A 17,600-nucleotide genomic window follows, 5' to 3' on the forward strand; every position below is an offset into this window, starting at 1 on the left:
ATTTCTGAGAGGCAGACATGCCAGGATTTCTGCTCAGGGGACATTGTGACTGACGCATAATATGTGACAACTGTGATCGGTTTCCGCAGTGGTTCAAAACCGGCTTCCGGACATTGTGCCGATTAATCCAGGGTAACAGACGGAAACCAGGGTTCGTCTTTTTTCCGCTTTACCTCAAAATTTTCAATGGCATTTTCGTGTTTGAGGGTCTGACCGATATCGTCCAGACCCTCCAGAAGCAGATGCTTGCGAAGCGGATCAATTTCAAACGAAATTTTGGACCCATCCGGGCGGATAACGACCTGACGAGCGAGATCGACAGTGATGCGGCTGTTTGCACCAAGCTGAGCATCGTCAATTAACGCGTCACAGATTTCGCGCGGCAGACAGATCGGAAGAATGCCATTCTTGAAGCTGTTATTAAAGAAGATATCAGCAAAGGAAGGCGCGATAACGCAGCGAATGCCAAAATCGAGCAGCGCCCAGGGGGCGTGTTCACGGGAGGAACCACACCCGAAATTCTCATGCGTAATCAGAATTTCCGCTTTCCGGTAAGGCTCACGGTTAAGCACGAAATCCGGGTTTTCAGATCCGTCATCGCGATATCTCATGCTGTCGAAAGCATGGACACCCAGTCCGGTACGCTTCGTTGTCTTCAGAAACCGGGCCGGAATGATTTTGTCCGTGTCGATATTGGCTTCCGGCAGAGGCGCCGCGATAGCTGAAAGGGTCGTGAATTTTTCCATCGGATCAGATCCTTTCTGCCGGATTATGCCGCAAGTTCACGCGCATCGGTGAGCATGCCTGTTACGGCGGCAGCGGCGGCCATGGCGGGCGAAAGCAGATGCGTCCGCCCGCCCGGCCCCTGGCGGCCTTCAAAGTTACGATTCGATGTAGAGGCGCAGCGCTGACCCGACGTCAGCTTGTCAGGGTTCATGCCGAGGCACATGGAGCAGCCGGCTTCGCGCCATTCAAAGCCTGCATCAAGGAATATCTGATCCAGCCCCTCGTCTTCAGCCTGGGCTTTAACCAGACCGGAGCCAGGGACGACCATAGCCCGTACACCGCTGGCAACCTTGCGGCCGGCGGCAATGGAAGCAGCTGCGCGCAGATCTTCAATCCGGCTATTGGTGCATGAGCCGATGAACACGACATCGACCGGGGTACCCGCAATTTTCTGTCCGGCTTTCAGATCCATATAATCCAGCATCCGCTGAAGCTGAATACGCCTGACCTCATCGGGTTCACTGGCAGGATCGGGAATTGTGCCGCTGATCGGCAACACCGTTTCCGGACTGGTGCCCCAGGTCAGACAGGGCTCGATATCTTCGGCACGCAGAGTGACTTCGGTGTCGTAAACGGCGCCTTCATCGGAAGGGAGCGTGCGCCAGTAGGCCACCGCAGCATCGAAATCTTCATTCTTCGGGGCGAAGCGACGACCACGAACATACTCAAATGTGGTGTCGTCGGGCGCGATCAGACCCGCGCGGGCGCCCGCTTCAATGGCCATGTTGCAGACTGTCATGCGCCCGGCCATATCCAGACCGCGGATAGCAGACCCTGCGAACTCGATGATATGACCGGTGCCGCCTGCCGTGCCAATTTTACCGATGATGGACAGCACGACGTCTTTCGCCGTTACACCGGGATTAAGCTCTCCTTCGACGGAGATACGCATATTTTTTCCAGGCTTCTGCAGAATGGTCTGCGTGGCCATTACATGCTCGACTTCGGACGTTCCGATGCCGAAAGCCAGTGAGCCCATGGCGCCATGGGTCGAAGTATGAGAATCGCCGCAGACGATAGTCATACCGGGCAGGGAAATACCCTGTTCCGGTCCAACGACATGTACGATGCCCTGATTCGCTGACAGCAGCGGAAAATAGGGCACGCCGAATTCTTTTACGTTCCGCTCAAGCGTTTCGATCTGATTCCGGCTTTCCGGTTCCTCGATCGGCTTCGTGCGGTCGGATGTCGGTACATTATGATCGACAACAGCAATCGTGGCATCCGGATGACGCAGTCTGCGGCCGGCAAGACGAAGGCCCTCGAAAGCCTGAGGACTGGTCACTTCGTGAACGAGATGGCGGTCGATATAGAGAATAGCCGTGCCGTCTGACAGGGTATCGACGATATGGCTGGCCCAGATCTTGTCGAACAATGTGCGCGGCGACGACATGATAATTCCCTCAAATGGATACAGAGCAGCAAACGGCCTTTTGGCTCAAGCCCGAACCCGAAAGAGGCAGCCGCCTCCCTTAGCCCCGGATCAGGTTTAGGAAACCGGTTTTCAGAAGGCCGCGATCTCTGGCGGGATCAGGAACAGAGTTCCCGATAACCTGTCCGGCGAAAATCGGTTCTGGCCGGAGCTTTTGCAAGTCCGGCCAGATAACGGTTTACTTGTCCGCCAGTTACTTTTTGGCGGCAGCCGCTTTCTCACCCGTGTCACGGGCGCGCTCGGCGATACGGGCAGACTTACCGCTGCGACCACGTAGATAATACAGCTTTGCACGACGAACTTTACCGCGACGCACAACGTGGATTTCAGCAATGGTCGGCGCATAGAGCGGGAACACGCGCTCGACACCTTCACCATTCGAGATTTTGCGAACCGTGAAGTTGCTGTTCAGACCCTTGTTGGAGCGGGCGATGCAGACGCCTTCATAAGCCTGCACGCGCTCACGCTCGCCTTCCTTAACGCGAACGGACACGCGGACGGTGTCGCCCGCCTGGAAGACAGGAACCGCGCGGATGGCGCTGAGACGAGCGATTTCGTCGGCCTCATACTGCTGGATAATGTTCATATCGGATGTCCTTCCTGAACCGATGATCGGGTTGTATTCGACAGGTGGGCTGCCCACAGATCGGGCCTGCGCTCACGCGTGACCCGTTCGGATTGTTCGTGCCGCCAGCGTGCGATGGCGGCGTGGTTGCCGGACAGCAGGATGTCCGGCACCGCACGGCCATTCCATTCTGCCGGGCGGGTGTAATGGGGGTATTCGAGAAGACCGTTCGAGAAGCTTTCTTCGACACCGCTTTCCGCCGATCCCATGACACCCGGCAAAAGCCGGACGCAGGCATCGAGCAGAACGAGAGCCGCCGTTTCGCCGCCGGAGAGGACATAATCGCCGATTGAAATCTGCTCGACGGCGTGCGCTTCAAGAACGCGTTCATCCACACCTTCATAGCGGCCACAAAGCAGGGTAACCCCCGGTCCTGCGGCATAACGGCGAATATCGGCCTGAGTCAGCGGGCGACCTCGCGGAGTCAGATAGACACAGGGCGCTCCATCGTTCCGTGAGGCCGCTGTCAGGGCGGCATCCACCACATCCGGCCTCATCACCATGCCCGCTCCGCCACCACAGGGCGTATCGTCCACGGCGTGGTGCCGTCCGAAACCGAAAGCGCGCAGATCCCGCGTATCGCAGCACCAGACGCCGGAGTTCAGGGCTTTGCCCGCCAGAGACTGGCCAAGCGGACCCGGAAACATATCCGGAAACAGCGTCAGGATCGTTGCTGTCCAGCTCATGTCAGGCCTCCATGAGCTTTCGCTCGTTTCGGCTCCTGATCGGCTTCACCAATGACCTCGACCGGACGTGAAATCGTCAGGTGTCGGCCGGCAAAATCAATCTCCGGTACGCAGGTCCTGGTGAACGGAATGACCAGACCGGAATCGAGTTCAAGACTCGCTCCCGCGCCGTAGTCATGCACGATGGCAACGTGACCCAGGGTCTCACCATTTTCCCGTGCGTCCAGTCCGATGAGATCCGAATGATAGAACTCATCAGCATCCGGTTCCGGCAGTTTGTCCCGGCTTACATAAAGCTTGCGGTTGACGAGAGCCTGCGCCGCGGTGCGATCGGCCAGGGAGCCTCCCCGTGCGTCACGCAGTTCGGCCACGCCATCGCCACGCCATGACAACGTCCACTGTGCGCCATGATCGTCCGTCAGCATGCCATATGAAGCCAGAGAAGACGGATCGGCCGCGAGGCTGTGCACATGCACCAGCCCCCGCACACCGTGCGGTCTTCCTATAACTCCGATCTGGATGCGAGCATCTGCCATGGTGCGTGAGCGGCTTTACGGTCTTTCCGGTCCTCAGGCCGCGGCAGCCGCTTTTTCAGCAGCAGCGGCGCGTTCCTGGGCCTTCTTCTTCGGTGCGGACTGCTTCGGCTGCTCGTTCCAGGTCGGCTTCGCGATCAGGCCGGCATTACCGAGAAAGCGGGCGACGCGATCGGTCGGCAGGGCGCCCTGAGACAGCCAGTGCGTAATACGCTCGCTGGTCAGACGGACACGCTCGGCGTGGTCGGATGGCAGCATCGGATTGTAGGCACCAACTTTTTCGATGAAACGGCCGTCGCGGGGAGAGCGGCTGTCGGCAATGACGATGTGGTAATAAGGGCGCTTTTTTGCACCGGCGCGGGCGAGACGGATTTTAAGGCTCATTCAGACTACTCCGGAGATTGTCAGAAAAGGGAAAACGGGTGGGGACAAAGGGTCAGCCGAAAGGTGGCCGGCCACCGGGAGGGCCGCCACGGCCCCCGCCGCCCCCGGACATGAGCGCGGATGCCTGACGCATGAGGCCCTTCAGCCCCATTTTGTTGATCCGCTTCATCATGGTGGACATATCATCGAACTGCTTCAGCAGCTTGTTGACGTCCTGAACTGTGGTGCCGGACCCCGAGGCAATGCGCTTCTTGCGCGAAGCCTTGATCATGGCGGGCGTTTTGCGCTCCGTCTTCGTCATCGAGGAAATGATGGCCTGGTGACGTTTGAAGACCGTCGTGTCGATGTTTTTCTCATCGACCATGTCTTTCAGCTTGCCCATCCCCGGTAACATGCCAAGGATACCCGAAATCGACCCCATCTTCTGGATCTGTTTGAGCTGGGAGACATAGTCGTCAAGATCGAACTTGCCGGCCATCATCTTTTTGGCCAGCCGCTCGCCTTCTTCCTGATCAAGCGTATCGGTGGCTTTTTCCACGAGACCCGCGATGTCACCGAGGCCAAGGATACGGCCGGCAACGCGCTCGGGGTGGAATTCTTCGAGCGCATCGAGCTTTTCGCCCGAACCCGTCAGTTTGATCGGCGCGCCGGTAATGGCGCGCATGGACAGCGCCGCGCCGCCACGGGCGTCGCCATCCATGCGGGTCATGACGACACCGCTGACGCCGATCGCCTCATTGAAGTGCTTTGCCGTGTTGACGGCGTCCTGACCCGTCATCGCATCGACGACAAGAAGGGTCTCGGCAGGCGACGTGACATCGCGGATCTGCCGGACTTCCTCCATCAGGGCTTCGTCGATCGACAGGCGACCGGCGGTGTCGAGGATGACAACGTCATAACCCTGACTGCGCCCGGTCTCCATTGCGCGTTTCGCGATTTCAACAGGCGTCTGACCGGCGATGATCGGCAGGGACGTAACCCCCGCGCGTTCGGCAAGCTGCTGCAACTGAAGCTGCGCAGCGGGACGCTGCGTATCAAGCGAAGCGAGCAGGACTTTCTTCCGCTCGCGGGTCGCGAGACGGAGAGCGATCTTGCCGGATGTAGTGGTTTTGCCGGACCCCTGGAGGCCGACCATAAGGATCGGCACAGGCGGGACGGCATTGAGGTTGAGCGGAACGGCGCCCGCGCCACCGAGCGCATCAATCAGCGCATCATTGACGATCTTGGCGACAGCCTGACCGGGAGAGATGCTTTCCAGCACTTCATGCCCGACCGAGCGTTCCCTGACCTTGCTGACAAAATCCCTGACGACCGGCAGCGCGACGTCGGCGTCCAGCATCGCCAGACGGACTTCGCGCATGGCTTCGGCGACATCGGCCTCGGTCAGCGTGCCACGCTTGCCGAGATCACCAATAACGCCGGAGAACCTGTCGGAAAGAGACTCGAACAAGAACCGTTTACCCCAAAAGATTACGCGCCACTGCGCGAATACTCGCGAGGTGACGGGACTTATGCTGGACCGGGGCTTTACCCGCCTGACGGGAGGGGTGTCAAAGGTTTTTGTCGGATTCCCATGCACGGGGCCGTTGTCCCTCGCGGGGCCGGGCAAAATCCCTGCATCTTCCACCGCCCGAAAGGTGGTAGTTGGCGACTCCGCTCCGATGTGACTTCATGGCGGTATCACCAGTGTCCCATTATGCCGGGGAGAAAAGCCGATGAAAGTTGCTCTGGGTCAGTTCGCGGTGGCGTCCGAATGGAGCGTCAACCTTGCGCATTGCGTCTCTCTTGTCGAAAGAGCCGCAGCCGAAGGCGCCGGATTGCTGGTGCTGCCGGAAAGTATCATCGCGGCCGATATAAAGGACCCCGGCATTACCGTGCGGACAGCGCAGCCGCTGGACGGCCCGTTCGTGACCGGACTGGCAGAGGTACTTGAGGGAACGGAGCTGACCCTGATCGGCTGCATTTCAGTGCCGGCGCGACCAGGTTTCGCCTATAATTGCCAGATTGTTGTGAACGGGACCGGCGTGGTTGCAGTCTATCGCAAGCTTCATCTGTACGACGCGTTTTCGATGAAAGAGTCAGATCATTACGTGCCAGGGAATGAAGTTCCGGCGCTGGTCAGGGTCGGGGACATCAATGTCGGGCTGATGACCTGTTACGATGTGCGCTTTCCTGAACTCGCGCGCCGACTGGCTCTGGACGGCGCGGATCTGCTCACTGTTCCGGCAGCCTGGGTGCGTGGCCCTTCCAAAGAATGGCACTGGGAAGTGATGGTCACGGCGCGGGCGCTGGAGAACACCTGCTATGTTGCAGCGGTCGGGGAGTGCGGCCTGCGCAATATCGGGTGCAGCATGATGGTCGACCCGCTGGGCGTGGCTGTCGTGCGCGCCGGAATCGCGCCGGACCTGCTATTCTGTGATGTGAGCCGGGATCGAATTGTCGCGGCGCGGCAGGCGTTGCCGGTGCTGGCGAACAGGCGGTTCGCGGAACCGGAACTGCATGCACAGACTGTGACAGAGCGTCATTGACGCAGGTCACTTTAATATCCCCAAGCACTGATTTCCCGGGTTGCAGCAGAAAGGGTGCTTCGCCGGGCCATTTCTCTTTAGTCAGGATCTGATCTGAGGCCAGGCCGCGTGACGCGCACCGGCCCGTTCAGGGTTGCGGAGTTGCCTGATGTCGAAAGTTCAAACGCCCCCGGGTCTGGCGGCAGACAGCTTCGTTCGTGTGCGTGGCGCGCGGGAACATAATCTGCGCGATGTCAATGTGGACATCCCGCGCGATAAGGTCGTGGTATTTACAGGGGTTTCCGGATCGGGGAAATCCTCGCTTGCCTTCGGAACGCTCTATGCGGAGGCCCAGCGACGTTATCTGGAATCCGTTTCTCCTTACGCACGCAGGCTGTTTCAGCAGATGCCGGTGCCGGAAGTGGATTCCGTCGACGGGCTGCCCCCCGCGATCGCGCTTCAGCAACAACGGGGCGGGAGCTCCGGTCGTTCATCCGTAGGCAGTATCACCACGTTATCGAACCTGCTCCGAATGCTGTATTCCAGAGCAGGCACTTATCCGGCAGGGCTGGAGCGACTGGAGGCGGAAGCTTTTTCGCCCAACACACCCATGGGCGCCTGCAAAACGTGTCATGGTCTTGGCCGTATCCTTGACGTGACAGAAACCTCGATGGTGCCGGATGACAGCCTGTCCATTCGTAACCGTGCCGTGGCCTCATGGCCGACAGCCTGGCAAGGGCAGAATCTGCGCGACATCCTGATTACGATGGGGGTGGACGTGGACTGCCCCTGGCGCGATCTGCCCCGCAAAACGCGGGACTGGATTCTTTACACAGATGAAACGCCTGCGGTGCCGGTCTATCCGGGTCTGACACATGAAGAGGTCCAGGAGGCGATCGGGCAGAAGAAAGAGCCCGGATATAACGGGACCTTTACAGGAGCGCGGCGATATATCCTGCAAACCTTTGCCCGTTCGCAGAGCGCCACGATGCGTAAGCGGGCGGAATCGTTCATGACAGCTGCGGAATGTCCGGAATGTCATGGTCAGAGACTGAATGCCGATGCGCTGCGCGTGACATTCGGAGGTCTGAATATCGCTCAGCTGACCGCTTTTCCTCTGGAAGAGATTGCCATAAAATTATCCGATTCAGCGAAGAGTTATCAGAATGAGTCCGGAAGTGCGAAAATAATCGCGGCTCAGCGGATTGTTGCGGATATGAGCGCCAGAATCGGCGTACTGCTTCATCTGGGACTTGGCTATCTGCAAATGGATCGCGGCGTGCAAACGCTGTCGCCAGGCGAGTATCAGCGCCTGAGGCTGGGAACGCAGATTTATTCCAACCTGTTTGGCGTAGTCTACGTGCTGGACGAACCGTCATCCGGTCTGCATCCGGCGGATACGGAAGCCCTGCTGGAGGCATTGTCAAAACTGAAGGCCGCCGGGAACTCTCTTTTTCTGGTCGAGCATAATCTCGATATCATTCGTCAGGCTGAATGGATCGTCGATGTCGGGCCAATGGCTGGTGAGGCCGGAGGGGAAGTGCTGTATTCGGGGCCGCCGGACGGATTGCGGAACGTGGCAGCCTCCAGAACGCGAACCTATCTGTTCTCGCCTCAGAGTCTGCCGCACAGAACGCCCCAGACACCGACAGGATGGCTGAAACTGAACGGTATTTACAGGAACAATCTGAATGATCTGTCAGTGTCGTTTCCGCTTGGTGTGTTTACATCGGTAACAGGTGTATCCGGATCGGGAAAATCGTCGTTGGTGAGCCAGGTTCTCACGACTGTGGTCGCGCAGGCTCTGGGGCAGTCACTGCCTGACACGGAAGATGGTGATGGTGACACATTATCTTCACTGACACCCGCAGGATCTCCCCGGGGACGAATTATCTCCGGTCTGAATGAGGTACATCGGCTGGTGGTGATCGATCAGAAACCGATTGGCCGGACGCCACGGTCGAACCTCGCAACTTATACCGGGCTGTTCGATACGATCCGAAAAATTTTCGCACGTACGAAGCTGGCGCGGGAGAGGAAATATGATGCGGGCTGGTTTTCCTTCAACATTGCCAAAGGCCGCTGTCCGCATTGTGAGGGTGCCGGGTCCGTCATGGTGGAGCTTCTGTTCCTGCCGGGTGTTTACGCACCATGCCCTGTTTGTCACGGCTCTCGATATAAGCCGGAAGTTCTTGAAGTTACATATCGTGGCAAATCGATCGCGGATGTGCTGGCTATGAATGTGGAGGAAGCAGCGGCTTTCTTCGCTGATGATCCGGCGCCCTCCGCGGCTCTGTTGACATTGATGAAAGGCGGCCTGGGGCATCTGCGTCTCGGACAGCCTGCGACCGAACTGTCAGGGGGTGAGGCGCAGCGGATCAAACTGGCAACAGAATTGCAGAAACAGCGACGTGGTCACACGCTTTACGTTCTGGATGAGCCGACAACAGGTCTGCACCCGCTGGATGTGGACCGTCTGATGGACCACCTTCAGGAACTGGTGGACAGCGGTAACACAGTCATCGCGGCGGAGCATGATATGCGACTTGTAGCGCGTGGAGACTGGGTGATCGATATGGGGCCGGGGGCAGGAAGCCGGGGCGGGCATGTCGTTGCAGCGGGAACGCCGTCGGACGTGGCTGCGACAGCAGGAAGCATGACCGCCCCTTTTCTGCAGAAGTATATAACCTGAAGATAATTCTTAAGCGGGTCATCCGATAAAGCAGACCGGGAGTGACCGGAGCAGACTTTTCGGGAAAGTGTTTTCTCGTCTCCGACGGCTCTGTTAGCCTTCAGGTTTTGAGGGCTCTGTCCGAACCCGGCAGGGGCCTCAGGCCCCTGCACCCCGATTTGTTGATAATATAAACAGGTTTCCAAAGGCCTCGGCCTTCTCTCCGAAGGCCGGTTTACCCGAATAAGCTGAAACCCGGGAAAGTTTTCAGAACTACGCTGAAATTTTTGCCTGTTCCACAGGATGGTCCTTCGCTCTCAGCACACGCCCGAACGCGGATTTCCCGAAACCTGCTGTATAAACACCATCATTCCACACGACCTTACCCGCGATCATGACCTGTTTCACGACACCCGCCGGCCGGTTAATGACCTGTCGGCAACCAAACTGAGTACGATAAACGAACTCATAGGTGCCTTTCGGGTCCCAGCGGCGAAGAGCGTCAGGGTCGATCACGCACAGATCGGCCTGAGCGCCGACCCGTAATACACCGGCATTGATGTTAAAAAACTTCGCGGGAAGACCTGTAAGTCTGTAAACCATCTCGGAAACTCTTTCCGGTCCGTCCTCCTGCGCGAATTTCAGAGCGCGCAGATTGCCGTCGTAGAAAGCGATATTCGCGAGATGAGCGCCGCTGTCATTGAAGCCGGGAACTGTCTGAGGATGAAAAAGCAGCTTCTTGACTGTCTTCGGATTGCAGTTTGCAACAGTCGTTTCCCAACGAAAATCCGTATCCCATTCGCGAAGGAGATGAAGGAAAAATTCCGCATCATCCATAATGGGGTTTGGGAAATGCGAAAAAAACTCTGCTTCGGCGGCATTCGTGGCGCCCCGCTTTCCGCCCGATTTCTGCCAGCGGCGGAGACGGCGATATGGCGTTTCCAGAGTCTCGCCATTCCAGTTGCTCAAAGGACAGTCCGAAACAGTCATGTCCTTCAGATTGCGGGTCAGGACGACATCTTCCAGTCTGATCAGGCGCTGCAATGTGGCGATTGAAAAGCCCTTTTTCCCTTTAAGCCACATCTTCCTGAACGCGACAACCCAGTCCGGATCGCTGAGGATACGGGCGCGGCCTGCCCGATCTTCCGGTTCCAGTTCATTAAGTTCTCTGAATTCAACAATCTCGTCAGCCATCAGGTTAATAGCGCCATCACTCCACAGCCGGAACGACGACGGCATCGCCTGAAAATGAAAAGAACCCTTCAGAACACGCGAATTCAGAATCCGCGAAAGCATCAGGCACAACGCGACAGCCGAGCGGTTGGTCCTCAGATCAATGGCAGCCAGAACCGTTGTCTTCAGCGGGCGGCCAAAAATCCGGCCACTCGTCAGCAAAAAACTGCGAACCGCTTCGAAGATATCTTCTTTCGGGGGCGTTGCCTGCCAGACGCGACCATGACGGCGTACGACACTCGTCAGACGTGAGAGTTCACGGAAACTGGCATACTGCGTCGGTATCCGTTTTTTCTTATGCGGATCATTGGCCAGAAAATGAAAAGGCAGCGCGTCTGTCGAGAGCCCGAGATAACCCTGATTCATGCCGGCTTCGACCATGTCCCGCATGCAGTCGAGCTCGCGCGGCGTGGCCAGTCGGGAAATGGAATCGTCCAGTCCCATGACAGCCACGCGCAGCATGGAATGGGGAATCAGCGGAACGACGTTCGGGCCGAGCGCCTGACCATCAAGATGATCGAGATATCCCTGGGAGTCAGTCCAGGTGCAGGCCTCCGCAACCTTTGTCAGCACGCATTTCGGCATGTTCTCGACCCGGGCGAAACAGGAGACGATCGGATCATCTCCGTTACGGCGCAGATTACCATAGGTAATGCCGAGGGAGCAGTTGCTGATGACAACGGTTGTTGTGCCGTGGCGGACCACTTCCGGCAGCTCCGGCGCGATTTCAAGTTCGAGATCGAGATGAGTGTGGATATCGAGCAGGCCAGGCATCAGCCACAGACCCTTGCAATCGACTTCGGCAGTTTCGGCTTCAACGTTGAGATGAGAACCGATTGCGGAAATTCTGCCGGCAGTTACAGCGATATCTGAAGTTACCGGGGCGGAACCCGTGCCGTCGAAAAAGAGTGCGTCACGGTAAACGGTATCTGTCACACAGGCCTCCGGGGGTGGCGAACAACGCAATGTGACAGTCCTGGTGTGAGACGTCGATGCCTGTCTGAATCACGAGATATGTCAGATTGCGTTTTCTTATAAACAGCTGACCCCCCTTCCGGTTTCCTGGACGCAGATGGAGGCATCTGCTTTTAAGAGGTGAGGAATTCATCGGCTCTGTAGCCCTGCACGAACAGCGCACTGCGAAGCGAAGTATGATCGATACGGTTGACGATCTGCTTTCGCACGACAGGTTTGGCGTGAAAGGCGATCCCGAGGCCTGCCGCCCGCAGCATGGGCAAATCATTCGCGCCATCACCAATGGCCAGGGCATCCGTGAGCGGGATATCCGCGGCATCGGCAATCCGGGTCAGGTGGCAGAGTTTCGCATCCGGCCCCAGGATCGGCTCTTCCACTGTTCCGCTCAGCACCTGCCCGGAAATATCAAGCCGGTTGGCATGATGTTCCGAGAAACCGCAAAGACGCGCCACGCGGGACGTAAAAAAGGTGAAACCACCCGAAACCAGGGCGGTAACGGTCCCGCTGGCGTTCATCGTGGCAACAAGTGTCCTGGCGCCTTCATTCAGTCGCATGTGTAAAGCCGCGTCTTCCAGCAGAGACGCCGGCAGACCTTCCAGCAGGGCCACGCGGTTGCGGAGCGAGGTCTGAAAGTCGATTTCGCCATTCATGGACTGCCGGGTGACAGCCGCGACCGCCTCGCCGATACCCGGCCGGAGGCGCTCGGCTTCCGCCGCGATATCATCGAGCGTTTCAGAAGCAACCATGGTGCTGTCCATGTCCGCAACGAGCAGGCGTTTACGCCGTCTGACGCCGGAGGCGAGCAGAACATCGACCGGACGCGTGCCAAGAGCCTCGCGGATGATGTCGAGTTCTTCCGGCGAAACCGGACCGCAGGCAATATCCACCGCCTCCCCGGAAGAAAGAACCGTCTCCCTCTGCCCCCGGGACAAAGTCGAAACGGTGTCGATATCGAGCGGTGTCAGGGTCGTGGCTTCGCGGTTCGCGACGAGTGTCAGTATAGCGTCCATAATGTTTTGCGTGTGGCAGGGTTGGGGTGAAGAGGCAAGCGGACGGAAAGATGGATCAAGGACGGGACAGACAGATAGCTCTGATTGTGGCGGGGCCGACCTGCTCGGGGAAGTCGGCGCTGGCGCTGACGCTCGGGGAGCGGTTCGGCGGGACGGTCATCAATGCGGACTCGATGCAGGTTTATCGTGAGTTGCGTATTCTGACGGCCCGGCCGTCACCGGAGGAAGAACGACAGCTGCCGCACCGGCTTTACGGAATCAGTCCCGCGGTGAAGGCGCGGAGCGTGGCATGGTGGCGACAGCAGGCCCTCGTCACGATGGACGAAGCCTGGCAAGCGGGACGATTGCCGATCCTCTGCGGGGGCACGGGTATGTATCTGCGGGCGCTGACGGACGGTCTCGCGGAAGTTCCGGACCCCGGTCAGGAAGCCCGCGCCGAAGCCCGTCAGTTCTCGGCTGATCCGGCAGCGTTGCACGCCCGGCTGACGGAAGCTGATCCGGAAACGGCCGCAGCGCTGAAACCCGCCGACACACAACGCCTGGCACGCGCGTGGGAGGTCTGGCGGGGCACCGGACATGGCCTGGCATGGTGGCGCGCGCAGCCGGGATTGCCGGCCGCGCCATGCCGGTTCATCGCCGTGCGGCTCGCGCCGGATCGCGCGGAACTGCGTCAGGCGATCGCAGCCCGCTTCAGCAACATGATCGCCCGGGGCGCCGTGGACGAAGTGCGCGCCCTGCTCGAACCCGGGCTGGATTCCGCCCTCCCTGCGATGAGAGCGCACGGCGTGCCGGAAATCGCGGCAGCACTGCGTGGTGAAATCACCCTGGCGCAGGCGACGGAGCAGGCCGTGCTGGCGACAGGTCGTTACACGAAACGTCAGACGACCTGGTTCGGGCACCATCCGCTGGCAACAGAAAACGATACAGTTATTTTTGAAAATAGAATCACATCATCTGAGCAATATATGGAAAGAAAATACGATAAAATTATCTCTTTCGTGCATGAGCGCATTGACGCGGCTCGTTCAGGCGCTTAAACCCGCGCTCCCGTCACCGGCATCGGGTCCGGAGGCGAACCGTGCTGGCCAGACAGAACGCAGCAGAATGCCAGGCTCACATAACCCGGGAACGAAGGCCCCGGGGGAGAAGATAACATGAACGCCACCACACAGATGACCGCCACTCACTCCAGAACAGCCACGACGCTGACCGGAGCCGAGGTGCTTATGCGCGTCCTTGTGGATCAGGGCGTTGAGGTTGTCTTCGGCTATCCCGGCGGTGCGGTCCTGCCGATTTATGATGCCCTGTTTCAGCAGGATCGCATTCGCCACATTCTGGTGCGCCATGAGCAGGCCGCCGTTCACGCAGCGGAAGCCTATGCACGGTCGACAGGCCGCGTCGGAGTGGTGCTGGTCACGAGCGGGCCTGGCGCCACCAATGCGGTCACCGGTCTGCTCGATGCGCTGATGGATTCCGTGCCGGTCGTCTGTCTGTCCGGGCAGGTGCCCGTGCCTCTGATCGGTAATGATGCATTTCAGGAAGCCGATACGACAGGAATCACCCGGCCGGTCACCAAGTATAATTATCTGGTGAAGCGTCCGGAGGATCTGGCGCCGGTGGTAAACGAGGCCTTCGAGATCGCCCGTTCAGGACGGCCCGGCCCGGTTCTGGTTGATCTGCCGAAAAATATCACGGTCGGTCCAGCCCCTTACGCGCCGCCGTCCGGCGCGACCCGACGCTCCTATCAGCCACAGACCGAACCGGACCGGGAAGCTGTCGCGCGTGCCGTGGCCGCGATGAAAAAGGCAAAGCGGCCGCTGTTTTATGTCGGCGGAGGCGTGATCAATTCAGGGCCACAGGCCTGTGCCGATCTGACACGCCTGATCCATATGACCGGCTTCCCCTGTACGGAAACCCTGATGGGGCTGGGAGCCTTCCCGGCCAGCGACAGGCAGTTTATCGGCATGCTCGGCATGCATGGTACATACGAAGCCAATCTGGCGACGCATGACTGCGACGTCCTGATCGCGCTCGGGGCCCGTTTCGATGATCGGGTGACTGGTCGCGTGGACGCGTTTTCTCCGCATTCGTTCCGGATTCACGCCGATATCGATCCCTCCCAGATCAATAAGATCATTCATGTCGATGTGCCGGTTGTCGGCGATGCCGGACGCACCATCGCAATGATGATCGAAGCCTGGGAAGCGGATGCGACCCGCCCGGATCAGGCTGCGCTGAAAACCTGGTGGACGCGCATCGACGCCTGGCGCGGGCTGGACTGCCTGCGCTTCACCCAGGATCAGGCGCCCGATGCCGTCATCAAACCCCAGCAGGCGATCCGGCGGATCTACGAACTGGCGGTCGAAACCGGTCGCGATACCTTTGTGTCCACGGAAGTCGGCCAGCATCAGATGTGGGCCGCTCAGTTTTTCAAATTCGAGAAACCAAACCACTGGCTGACCTCCGGTGGTCTGGGAACGATGGGATATGGATTGCCGGCCGCCGTCGGCGCGCAGGTAGCGCACCCCGATGCGCTGGTGATCGATGTGGCGGGTGAGGCCTCGACCCTGATGAATATTCAGGAACTGGGCACGATCGCGCAGTATCGCCTGCCCGTGAAGATCTTCATCATCAACAACCATTATATGGGCATGGTCCGGCAGTGGCAGGAACTCCTCCATGGCTCGCGCTATTCGGAGAGCTACAGCGATGCCTTGCCGGATTTCGTGAAACTCGCCGACAGTTTTCATGCAAAAGGCTTCCGCGCCACGAAGCTGAGTGAACTGGATGACACCATCCGCGCGGCTCTGGAGCATGACGGTGCCGCTGTTATCGATATCTGCGTGGCGGAAGGCGAGAACTGCTTCCCGATGATTCCGTCAGGGGCCGCGCATAACGAAATGATTCTGGGACCGGAGCAGGAAGCGCAGGGTGCCCGGATCACGGATGAGGGCAAGATGCTCGTCTGACAGGCACCGTCCGGATCATGGCTTTCGGGTCATGATCCATTGGAGTGGCGGGCTGATCTGCCCGATCCTCTCTTTCCTTTTGTTCCGTTGGCGATTACAGCCCCCGGGACGTCGTAACGGTTCGGATTCCGGATTCAGTCGATGAAATATACTCCCGGCCTGCCCCCGATGGTGGCACCGTCTTCTTCTTCCGATGCTTCGGATGAACCCGCCAGCCGGGCCGTGATGTCGGTCCTGGTCGACAACGAAAGCGGCGTCCTTGCCCGCGTTGTTGGCCTGTTTTCAGGGCGCGGCTATAATATTGAGAGCCTGACCGTGGCGCCTGTCGCAGCCGATGGCGGTCTGTCACGGATCAACATCGTGACCTCCGGTACGCCGGCGATCATCGAACAGATCCGCGCGCAGCTCGAGCGGCAGGTGCCTGTCGCCCGTGTCGCCAATCTGACGACACTCGGTTCGCATATCGCCCGCGAAATGGTTCTCGTAAAGGTCGTTTCCACCGGCGAGGCCCGCACGGAGGCCCTCCGGATTGCCGAGGCGTTCCGGGCGCGGGCAGTCGATACGACGGCAAGCTCGTTTGTGTTCGAGCTGACTGGCGCGAGCGACAAACTCGACAGTTTCGTCGAGCTGATGGCGCCGCTCGGTCTGGCCGAGGTTTCCCGCACCGGCGTTGCGGCTCTCACGCGGGGGCCACGTACGCTCTGACGGCTTTCCGCTGAATTCTTCTTACTGAAAGGCAAAAAAACGATGTCCATGCGTGTCTATTATGATCGCGATGCCGATGTGAACCTGATCAAGAATAAAAAGGTCGCCATCATCGGCTACGGCAGCCAGGGCCATGCTCACGCCAATAACCTCAAGGACAGCGGCGTGAAGGAGATCGTGGTCGGACTGCGTCCGACCTCGTCAGCTGTTGCAAAAGCCGAATCCGCCGGCTTCAAAGTGATGACCCCGGACGAAGCTGCGAAATGGGCCGATGTCGTGATGGTCCTGACGCCGGATGAAGGTCAGGGCGCGCTCTACAAAGAGTCGCTTGAAAAAAACCTGAAACAGGGCGCCGCCCTGGCCTTCGCGCATGGCCTCGCCATCCACTTCCGCATCATCGAAGCACGTCCCGATCTCGATGTGTTCCTGATCGCACCAAAGGGCCCGGGCCACACGGTCCGTTCCGAATATCAGCGTGGCGGCGGCGTGCCTTCCCTGGTCGCCGTGGCGCAGAACGCTTCGGGCAATGCGCTTGAGATCGCTCTGTCCTATGCATCCGCCAATGGCGGTGGTCGCGCGGGCATCATCGAGACGTCGTTCAAGGAAGAGGTCGAAACCGATCTGTTCGGTGAGCAGGCTGTGCTGTGTGGCGGTCTGGTCGAACTGATCCGCGCCGGTTTCGAGACGCTGGTCGAGGGGGGGTATGCACCCGAGATGGCTTATTTCGAGTGCCTGCACGAGATGAAGCTGATCGTGGATCTGATCTACGAAGGTGGCATCGCGAACATGAACTACTCCATCTCCAATACCGCCGAGTACGGAGAGTATGTGTCCGGTCCGCGCGTGATCACGCCGGAGACGAAGGCCGAGATGAAGCGTATTCTGACCGACATCCAGGATGGCACTTTCGTGCGGAACTTCATCCTTGAGAACCAGTCAGGCAATATCGGCTTCAAGGCAGTGCGCGCCCGCAACGACGCGCACCCGATCGAGGCGACCGGCGAAAAGCTACGTGCGATGATGCCGTGGATCGCGAAGTCCAGACTCGTCGACAAAGCAAAGAACTAAGCAAGACGCTTTCGGA

15 protein-coding genes are annotated in these 17,600 nt (G+C 58.9%); 6 read left to right on the forward strand and 9 right to left on the reverse strand.

Annotated elements, in window-relative coordinates; all coding sequences use genetic code 11:
- Positions 1-122: 122 nt before the first annotated feature.
- From leuD to ffh, 7 genes are all read right to left on the reverse strand, one after another.
- A complete protein-coding gene (gene leuD, locus GOB90_RS01565; protein WP_146890109.1) occupies positions 123-746 on the reverse strand; it encodes a 3-isopropylmalate dehydratase small subunit in 624 nt (207 codons plus the stop codon).
- Between the two features lie 23 nt (positions 747-769).
- Entirely contained in the window at positions 770-2,179 is a 1,410-nt protein-coding gene (gene leuC, locus GOB90_RS01570; protein WP_146890112.1) for a 3-isopropylmalate dehydratase large subunit, read from the reverse strand.
- A 232-nt stretch (positions 2,180-2,411) separates the two neighbouring features.
- A complete protein-coding gene (gene rplS / locus GOB90_RS01575; RefSeq protein WP_146890115.1) occupies positions 2,412-2,804 on the reverse strand; it encodes a 50S ribosomal protein L19 in 393 nt (130 codons plus the stop codon).
- Complete coding sequence (gene trmD, locus GOB90_RS01580) at positions 2,801-3,529, reverse strand: tRNA (guanosine(37)-N1)-methyltransferase TrmD (protein WP_146890118.1); 729 nt, start codon at positions 3,527-3,529, stop codon at positions 2,801-2,803. The genes rplS and trmD overlap by 4 nt, the downstream gene beginning before the upstream one ends.
- On the reverse strand, positions 3,526-4,065 hold the full coding sequence (gene rimM, locus GOB90_RS01585) for a ribosome maturation factor RimM (protein ID WP_146890121.1): 540 nt from the start codon (positions 4,063-4,065) through the stop codon (positions 3,526-3,528). Before rimM ends, trmD begins: the two co-directional genes overlap by 4 nt.
- 33 nt (positions 4,066-4,098) lie before the next feature.
- A complete protein-coding gene (rpsP, locus tag GOB90_RS01590) occupies positions 4,099-4,446 on the reverse strand; it encodes a 30S ribosomal protein S16 (protein ID WP_146890124.1) in 348 nt (115 codons plus the stop codon).
- A gap of 52 nt (positions 4,447-4,498) precedes the next feature.
- On the reverse strand, positions 4,499-5,896 hold the full coding sequence (gene ffh, locus GOB90_RS01595) for a signal recognition particle protein (RefSeq protein ID WP_146890127.1): 1,398 nt from the start codon (positions 5,894-5,896) through the stop codon (positions 4,499-4,501).
- 265 nt (positions 5,897-6,161) lie between these two features.
- Between ffh and GOB90_RS01600 the strand changes: the two genes are divergently transcribed.
- Together GOB90_RS01600 and GOB90_RS01605 are read left to right on the forward strand one after the other, a co-directional pair.
- Positions 6,162-6,974, forward strand: coding sequence for a deaminated glutathione amidase (locus GOB90_RS01600; protein WP_146890130.1), 813 nt, complete (start codon positions 6,162-6,164; stop codon positions 6,972-6,974).
- 148 nt (positions 6,975-7,122) lie between these two features.
- Positions 7,123-9,645 (forward strand): excinuclease ABC subunit UvrA, encoded by a 2,523-nt coding sequence (locus tag GOB90_RS01605; RefSeq protein WP_146890133.1) that lies wholly within the window; start codon positions 7,123-7,125, stop codon positions 9,643-9,645.
- Positions 9,646-9,897: 252 nt separating this feature from the next.
- On the opposite strand, the gene GOB90_RS01610 is transcribed toward GOB90_RS01605, so the two are convergent.
- Positions 9,898-11,793, reverse strand: coding sequence for an N-acyl-D-amino-acid deacylase family protein (locus GOB90_RS01610; RefSeq protein WP_146890136.1), 1,896 nt, complete (start codon positions 11,791-11,793; stop codon positions 9,898-9,900).
- 152 nt (positions 11,794-11,945) lie between these two features.
- Positions 11,946-12,842 carry a phosphoserine phosphatase SerB gene (gene serB, locus GOB90_RS01615; RefSeq protein ID WP_146890139.1) on the reverse strand — a complete coding sequence of 299 codons (897 nt, stop codon included), beginning with the start codon at positions 12,840-12,842 and terminating at the stop codon, positions 11,946-11,948.
- A 50-nt stretch (positions 12,843-12,892) separates the two neighbouring features.
- Between serB and miaA the strand changes: the two genes are divergently transcribed.
- From miaA to ilvC, 4 genes are all read left to right on the forward strand, one after another.
- Positions 12,893-13,879: a tRNA (adenosine(37)-N6)-dimethylallyltransferase MiaA gene (miaA, locus tag GOB90_RS01620; protein ID WP_146890142.1), complete on the forward strand. Its 987-nt coding sequence runs from the start codon at positions 12,893-12,895 to the stop codon at positions 13,877-13,879.
- Between the two features lie 117 nt (positions 13,880-13,996).
- On the forward strand, positions 13,997-15,811 hold the full coding sequence (gene ilvB, locus GOB90_RS01625) for a biosynthetic-type acetolactate synthase large subunit (protein ID WP_373322015.1): 1,815 nt from the start codon (positions 13,997-13,999) through the stop codon (positions 15,809-15,811).
- A 168-nt stretch (positions 15,812-15,979) separates the two neighbouring features.
- Positions 15,980-16,516: an acetolactate synthase small subunit gene (ilvN, locus tag GOB90_RS01630; RefSeq protein ID WP_146890173.1), complete on the forward strand. Its 537-nt coding sequence runs from the start codon at positions 15,980-15,982 to the stop codon at positions 16,514-16,516.
- 48 nt (positions 16,517-16,564) lie between these two features.
- Entirely contained in the window at positions 16,565-17,584 is a 1,020-nt protein-coding gene (ilvC, locus tag GOB90_RS01635; RefSeq protein ID WP_146890176.1) for a ketol-acid reductoisomerase, read from the forward strand.
- Positions 17,585-17,600: the final 16 nt, after the last annotated feature.

It is taken from the genome of Acetobacter oeni (assembly GCF_011516825.1).
GTDB lineage: Bacteria > Pseudomonadota > Alphaproteobacteria > Acetobacterales > Acetobacteraceae > Acetobacter > Acetobacter oeni.